6 protein-coding genes and 1 pseudogene are annotated in these 7,182 nt (G+C 63.3%); 5 read left to right on the forward strand and 2 right to left on the reverse strand.

The window, feature by feature from the left end:
• Window positions 1–61: 61 nt before the first annotated feature.
• The 5 genes from argS to BLS60_RS08980 all read left to right on the forward strand — a co-directional run bounded on the left by argS (window position 62) and on the right by BLS60_RS08980 (window position 5,358).
• The gene (argS, locus tag BLS60_RS08960) at window positions 62–1,825 is read left to right on the forward strand and encodes an arginine--tRNA ligase (RefSeq protein WP_092367074.1); all 1,764 of its coding nucleotides are present in this window, start codon (window positions 62–64) and stop codon (window positions 1,823–1,825) included.
• Window positions 1,826–2,527, forward strand: coding sequence for an SPOR domain-containing protein (locus BLS60_RS08965; protein WP_070880257.1), 702 nt, complete (start codon window positions 1,826–1,828; stop codon window positions 2,525–2,527).
• A 488-nt stretch (window positions 2,528–3,015) separates the two neighbouring features.
• Window positions 3,016–3,552, forward strand: a complete 537-nt coding sequence (hslV, locus tag BLS60_RS08970; RefSeq protein WP_042552357.1) for an ATP-dependent protease subunit HslV — start codon at window positions 3,016–3,018, stop codon at window positions 3,550–3,552.
• Between the two features lie 24 nt (window positions 3,553–3,576).
• Window positions 3,577–4,914, forward strand: coding sequence for an ATP-dependent protease ATPase subunit HslU (gene hslU, locus BLS60_RS08975; RefSeq protein WP_070880259.1), 1,338 nt, complete (start codon window positions 3,577–3,579; stop codon window positions 4,912–4,914).
• Window positions 4,915–4,986: 72 nt separating this feature from the next.
• Window positions 4,987–5,358 (forward strand): gamma-butyrobetaine hydroxylase family protein, encoded by a 372-nt coding sequence (locus tag BLS60_RS08980; RefSeq protein WP_092367076.1) that lies wholly within the window; start codon window positions 4,987–4,989, stop codon window positions 5,356–5,358.
• Between the two features lie 97 nt (window positions 5,359–5,455).
• Here BLS60_RS08980 and BLS60_RS08985 read toward each other — a convergent pair whose 3' ends face one another.
• Window positions 5,456–6,235, reverse strand: coding sequence for a phasin family protein (locus tag BLS60_RS08985; protein WP_092367078.1), 780 nt, complete (start codon window positions 6,233–6,235; stop codon window positions 5,456–5,458).
• Between the two features lie 520 nt (window positions 6,236–6,755).
• Window positions 6,756–7,182 (reverse strand): annotated as a pseudogene (locus BLS60_RS21625) (hypothetical protein); the annotation flags it as partial.

Genomic DNA, 7,182 nt, shown 5'->3' on the forward strand with positions numbered 1-7,182 from the left:
TGCGGGGTTTTCAACCCACGCTTTCGAGCGGCGCCGCGTCTCGCGGCCGAACGAGCAGACCATGAAAGACAGTATTCGCCACCTGATCCAGCAAGCCCTGACCCGCCTGACCGCCGAAGGCGTGCTGCCCGAAGGCCTGAGCCCGACGATCCAGGTGGAGAACACCAAGGACAAGACCCACGGCGATTTCGCCAGCAACATCGCCATGATGCTGGCCAAGCCGGCAGCAATGAAGCCACGCGACATCGCGCAGAAGCTGATTGACGCCCTGCCTGCCGACCCGCAGATCAGCAAGGTCGAGATCGCCGGCCCAGGCTTCCTCAACTTCTTCCAGAACAGCGACGCCCTGGCCGAGCGCCTGGAAGCGGCGCTGGCCGACCAGCACTTGGGCGCGCGCAAGAACGGCGCAGCCGAACGGGTGGTCGTCGATCTGTCCTCGCCGAACCTGGCCAAGGAAATGCACGTCGGCCACCTGCGCTCGACCATCATCGGCGACGCAGTGGCACGGGTGCTGGAGTTTCTCGGCGACGAGGTAATCCGCCAGAACCACGTGGGCGACTGGGGCACCCAATTCGGCATGCTGCTGGCGTTCATGGAAGAGAACCCGGCCGCCGCGGAAAGCGAGCTGGCTGACCTGGAAGGCTTCTACCGCGCCGCCAAAAAGCGCTTCGACGACTCCGCCGAGTTCGCCGAGCGCGCACGCGCCCTGGTCGTCCAGCTGCAGGCCGGCGAGCCGGAATGCATGCGCCTGTGGCATCGTTTCAACAGCATCTCCCTGAGCCACTGCCAGAAGGCCTACGACCGCCTGGGCGTGAAGCTGACGCCAGCCGACGTCAAGGGTGAGAGCGCCTACAACGCAGAGCTGCCGGGTGTGATCGAAGCCCTGCGCGAGAAGGGCCTGCTGACCGAAGACAACGGTGCGCAATGCGTCTTCCTCGACGACTACAAGAACGCCGAAGGCAACCCGCTGCCGGTGATCGTGCAGAAGGCCGGCGGCGGCTACCTGTACTCGACCACCGACCTGGCAGCCATGCGCTATCGCAGCCAGGTGCTTAAAGCCGACCGCGCCCTGTACTTCGTCGACCAGCGCCAGGCCCTGCACTTCCAGATGGCCTTTGAAGTGGCACGCCGTGCGGGCTTCGTGCACGAGGGCATGCAGCTCGAACACATGGGCTTCGGCACCATGAACGGTGCCGATGGCCGCCCGTTCAAGACCCGAGACGGCGGCACGGTGAAGCTCATCGACCTGCTCGACGAAGCCGAAGTGCGCGCTTACGAGCTGGTCAAGGAACGCAACGACCAGCGTGCCGCCAAGGGTGAGACGCCGTTCGACGAAGCCGAACTGCGTGAGATTGGCCGGATCGTGGGCATTGCCTCGGTGAAATACGCCGACCTGTCCAAGCACCGCACCAGCGACTACAGCTTCAACTTCGAGCTGATGCTCAGCTTCGAGGGCAATACAGCCCCCTACCTGCTATACGCTTACACCCGCACGGCAAGCATCTTCCGCAAGCTGGGCAAGGGCATCGACGAGATCGATGGCCACATCGAACTTCATGCACCTCAGGAAATCGAACTGGCCGGCAAGCTCGCGCAGTTCGGCGAAGTGCTCGGCAGCGTCGCCGACAAGGGCACGCCGCATCTGCTCTGCGCTTACCTGTATGACGTCGCCGGGCTGTTCTCCAGCTTCTACGAGCACTGCCCGGTACTCAGCGCTGAAGACGAAACAACCCGCACCAGCCGCCTGCGGCTCGCCGCGCTGACCGGCCGTACCCTCAAGCAAGGCCTGCAACTGCTTGGCCTGGAAACCCTGGAGCGCATGTAAGTGGCAGCCCGTAAAAAACCAGCCCCCAAGCGCGGCGCCAGCCGCTACAAGGCCCCGAGCAAACGCCCGGTACCAGGCTGGATCTGGCTGGCCTGCGGGCTGGTAGTCGGGGTATTTGCCATGCTGCTGTTCAATCTGCAGCCGGGCAGCGACGCGATCAAACGCGACAAGCCACAGCCCGAGCGCGCCAGCACCACGCCAAAGCCGCAACCGTCTTCCACCAGTCAGGAGCCGGGCAAGCCCAAATACGACTTCTACACCCTGCTGCCAGAGTCGGAAGTCATCGTGCCGCCGGATGCCTTACCCCCGCCGGCCACACCCACGCCTGAGCAGAAGCCCGTCACCCCGGAAGAAGCCGCGAAGATCGACGCAGCGCGTGCACAAGCGGCCCTGAACGGTCAGACGCCACCGCCGGCGCCACCCGTGGCTGCGCCGCCTGCCGCCGTGCAGGCGCCACTGACCACGCAGTTTTTCCTGCAAGCCGGTTCGTTCCGCCGCAAGGACGACGCAGAAGGCGTGCGGGCGCAAATCACCCTGCTCGGCCAGAGCGTGCGCGTCGAGTCCGGCACGGTGCGTGACGAAACCTGGCACCGCGTGCTGGTCGGCCCGTTCGCCAATCGCGAGCAACTGGCCCAGTCGCAAAAGACCCTAGCCGCCAATGGCTTCAGTAATCTGTTGCTGCAACAGCGCCAGAGCCGCTAAGCCCCATACGGCTCTGCAGCCTAGACAGGCTGCAGCGTGGGGATAGGGGCCGCTCAACGATGATGGCTCCCACCCTCCAGCGTGGGATCTAAGGCCCAGGCGCTCTGCGCCGTGTTGCCCCAACAGCGGACGCGGAGCGTCCTTGGATGCATTGCCACGCGGAGCGTGAGGAACGATCCGATCACGGCTTCGGCCCCGGATTGCGCCTGCGAGCTAATCCAGGCTACATCCAGCCAGACAGACAGTAACGTGGCGGGGGCGGCCCCTCGTAGGGTGGACGACGCTTGCCTGCGCGGCCCGATCCGTCCATCGCAATGGTGGACAAAAAGAGCGTTGTCCACCCTACGGGCGTGAGTGTCTGCTCCCGTCTTAGGCCAGCCGCTCGCAGGCAGAGCCGTTTTGTGACCGCTCATGCCTTCCGGCTTGAACCGCACGCAATCCATCCCCATATAACAGGTCAACCCCGGAGCTGCCGAAGGAGCACGCCCTTGACCACTATCGTTTCTGTTCGCCGCCACGGCAAAGTCGTCATGGGTGGCGACGGCCAGGTTTCCCTCGGCAATACCGTGATGAAAGGCAATGCGAAGAAAGTTCGCCGCCTGTACCACGGTCAGGTCATCGCCGGTTTCGCCGGCGCCACCGCTGATGCCTTCACCCTGTTCGAGCGTTTTGAATCGCAGCTGGAAAGGCACCAGGGCCACTTGGTTCGCGCGGCCGTCGAACTCGCCAAAGACTGGCGTACCGACCGCTCGCTGAGCCGCCTGGAAGCCATGCTGGCGGTTGCCAACAAAGACGCCTCGCTGATCATCACCGGCAACGGTGACGTGGTCGAACCCGAGCATGGCCTGATCGCCATGGGCTCTGGCGGTGGCTTCGCCCAGGCTGCGGCGCTGGCACTGCTGCAGAAAGGCAGCGAAGACCTCGACGCCCGCGAGATTGCCGAAACTGCGTTGAAAATCGCTGGTTCCATCTGCGTTTTCACCAATCAGAACCTGACCATCGAGGAGCTGGACTCGGCCATCTAGGCCAGTCCGGATCGGAGCCCGCTCATGTCCATGACACCCCGCGAGATCGTCCACGAACTCAACCGCCATATCATCGGCCAGGATGACGCCAAGCGCGCCGTGGCCATCGCCCTGCGCAACCGCTGGCGGCGCATGCAGCTGCCGCTGGAGCTGCGCGCTGAGGTCACGCCGAAGAACATCCTGATGATCGGTCCGACCGGTGTCGGCAAGACCGAGATCGCCCGTCGCCTGGCCAAGCTGGCCAATGCGCCGTTCCTGAAAGTGGAAGCGACCAAGTTCACCGAGGTCGGCTATGTCGGCCGCGACGTCGAGTCGATCATCCGCGACCTCGCCGATGCCGCCCTGAAAATGCTGCGCGAGCAGGAAATCCTGCGCGTTCGCCATCGCGCTGAAGACGCCGCCGAAGATCGCATTCTCGATGCCCTGCTGCCACCGGCGCGCAATGGCTTCGCCGAAGAGGCGGCGTCAGGTGATTCCAACACCCGCCAGCTGTTCCGCAAGCGCCTGCGTGAAGGCCAGCTGGACGACAAGGAAATCGAGATCGAGGTAGCCGACAGCCCTGCCGGCATCGAGATCATGACGCCGCCCGGCATGGAAGAAATGACCAGCCAGCTGCAGAACCTTTTCTCCAACATGGGCAAGGGCAAGCAGAAGAGCCGCAAGCTCAAGGTCAAAGACGCCTTCAAGCTGGTGCGTGAGGAAGAGGCTGGGCGCCTGGTCAACGAGGAAGAGCTCAAGGCCAAGGCCCTGGAAGCGGTCGAGCAGCACGGCATCGTATTCATCGACGAAATCGACAAAGTGGCCAAGCGCGCCAACGCCGGCGGCGCCGACGTGTCTCGGGAAGGCGTGCAGCGCGATTTGCTGCCGTTGATCGAAGGCTGCACGGTCAATACCAAGCTGGGCATGGTCAAAACCGACCACATCCTGTTCATCGCTTCCGGCGCTTTCCACCTCAGCAAGCCCAGCGACCTGGTGCCGGAGCTGCAAGGTCGCCTGCCGATTCGTGTCGAACTCAAGGCGCTGTCGCCAGAAGATTTCGAGCGCATCCTCAGCGAGCCGCATGCCTCGCTCACCGAGCAGTACGTAGCGCTGCTGCAGACCGAGGGCCTCGGCGTGGAATTCGCCGCAGACGGCATCAAGCGTCTCGCCGAAATCGCCTGGCAGGTCAATGAGAAGACCGAGAACATCGGGGCCCGTCGCCTGCACACGCTGCTCGAACGCTTGCTGGAGGAAGTCTCCTTCAGCGCTGGCGACCTGGCTGGCCAGCAGAATGGCGAGGTAATCCGCATCGACGCGGCCTACGTCAATAGCCACCTCGGCGAGCTGGCGCAGGATGAAGACCTGTCACGCTATATTCTGTAAGTAGCGCAGAGCCGCGCGGCACCAGGCAGCTGCCTGGGCGCTTCGCGGCTCGTGGCACAGCTGGAGGCTGTCGTGCTCATCCCCACCTCGATCAAGCTGCACAAGGCGTCGCGCACGCTGGAGCTGCACTACGGCAACGACAGTTATCAGTTGCCCGCTGAGTTTCTGCGCGTGCATTCGCCGTCGGCCGAAGTGCAGGGACATGGCAAACCGATTCTGCAGACCGGCAAGATCAATGTGGGGCTGATCGGCATCGAGCCGGCCGGCAATTACGCTCTCAAGCTGACGTTCGACGACGGTCACGACAGTGGGCTGTTTACCTGGGATTACTTGCACCAGTTGGCCTTGCGCCAAGAGGAACTATGGTGCGATTACCTGGCCGCCCTGGCCGCCGCCGGCAAGTCCCGCGACCCTGATGAATCGGTGGTGCGCCTGATGCTTTGATCTGCCGCTGACGCGATCACAGCGCCACGACCAAGATTCGATCAGTAATAAAACGCCCGGCATAACAGCCGGGCGTTTTCATTTACACGGTGCACTGTCAGGGCTGGTTATCTGCGGCTGGCGGCACGCTGCTGGCCGGGCTCGCCGCCGTCGTGCTCTTGGGCGCTACCTTGGTGGCTGAAGGCTTCTTGGCAGCCGGTTTACGCACAGGCTTTGTACCCGACTGCGGCGTTGCATCGGCTGCGGCTTTGGCGGTGCTTTTAACAGTGGTTGCCGCCTTGCTTAGCGGTGCGCGTTTCGCCGCGGCAGGCTTGGCTGCAACGTTGTTAACCGCAGTCTTGGCGGGCGATTTCGAGGCCTTCTCCTTGGCCGCGCTATTGCCCACCGCCGGTTTGGCGACGGCCTTGGCGGCAGCTGGCTTGCGTACGGCCGCCTTCGTCGCTTGCGGTGCCTTGGCCGATGAGCCCAGCAATGCTTCTAACTGGGTGGTCAGCACATCGACCTTATCGTTGAGCGCCTTGACCTCGCCGCGGCTCGGTACGCCCAGTCGCGAGATAGCGCTGTTGAGACGTTTGTCGAAGGCCTCTTCGATCACACCCCACTTGCCGATGGCCTTTTCCTTGACCTCATCGACACGGGATCTCGTGCCGCCCGGCTTGGCGGACGAGGCTGCTTCATCGGCTTGGCTCGAGGCCGCGCTCTTGGCTGCCTTCTCGGCTTTTTCGCCGTCCTTGACCAGCGTATCGAACAGCTTGGTGCCGTCCTTGCTGACCTTGGAGTAGGCGCCAAGACCCGCCAACCAGATCTGCCGCGAGTACTTCTCGACCTCGCCGACCCACGAACCGGTCTGCTTTTCGATTTTCTTTTTGACAGCCATCCTGCTCTCCTCATTGAGTTGCGTGATGTGCTCGCGCTATGGCTCAGCCCATCCACTTTTTTCGACAGGCGCGAACCTATCGGGAGGGAATGCCGAGCTGGTGCGGGACGCTGCCACGCAATCAAAGGGCTGCCCGATCTTCCCAGGTGTGCGCAGTGGTCGTTCTTACGTACGGCGCTATCGATTCGGCTGGCGCCTGCCTCGATCTCTCATTGACCTGTTTCCCGCTGCGCTGTTCCGCTTATGCGTCGATGGGGCTATAGGCTGACGAGGTTTACCGGCCAGCAAGAACGAACTTCATCAGACGGGTCAGGCACATAGCTGGGCTAACACATCGCTGGATATGCGCGAAGCAGTTTGAAGAGGGGATTCATAGCGCACAGTTATCTGCGCGTCGGGATAGCGCGCTATGCTGGTAAGGAAGGGAGGAAACCTGCCAATCGACGCGAGCCTGACGCCCGCAGCAAGCAGCCTGTGAAAACGTCCGGGTGAACGAGGTCACAGGCTTCGTGCAGTTTAATCAGCTGCCGGTAGGCGGCGTGACACCATTGGCGGTGCTGGTAGCAGGAGCCGCCGTGGCAGGCGTTTCATTGGCAGGCTTGCTCGCGCCTGGAGTCGCGGCTGCAGGCTTGGTGGTGACGGGCTTCGCGGCAGCTTTGGCGGCTGGCTTAGCGGCAGCGGGCTTCGCGGCAGCTTTGGCGGCCGGCTTGGCAGCAGCAGGTTTCGCAGCAGCTTTAGCGGCTGGCTTGGCAGCAGCCGGTTTCGCAGCGGCTTTGGCGGCTGGCTTGGCAGCAGCCGGTTTCGCAACAGCTTTAGCGGCTGGCTTGGCAGCAGCGGGTTTCGCAGCAGCTTTGGCGGCCGGCTTGGCAGCAGCCGGTTTCGCAACAGCTTTAGCGGCTGGCTTGGCAGCAGCGGGTTTCGCAGCAGCTTTGGCGGCCGGCTTGGCA

The organism is Phytopseudomonas seleniipraecipitans, from assembly GCF_900102335.1.
Classification (GTDB): Bacteria; Pseudomonadota; Gammaproteobacteria; order Pseudomonadales; family Pseudomonadaceae; genus Aquipseudomonas; species Aquipseudomonas seleniipraecipitans.

What these genes read in the sequence shown, in the direction of transcription:
- argS (WP_092367074.1), top strand. Translation starts at nt 62, where the DNA reads ATGAAAGACAGTATTCGCCACCTGATCCAGCAAGCCCTGACCCGCCTG.
- hslU (WP_070880259.1), top strand. Translation starts at nt 3,577, where the DNA reads ATGTCCATGACACCCCGCGAGATCGTCCACGAACTCAACCGCCATATC.
- BLS60_RS08985 (WP_092367078.1), bottom strand. Translation starts at nt 6,235, where the DNA reads ATGGCTGTCAAAAAGAAAATCGAAAAGCAGACCGGTTCGTGGGTCGGC.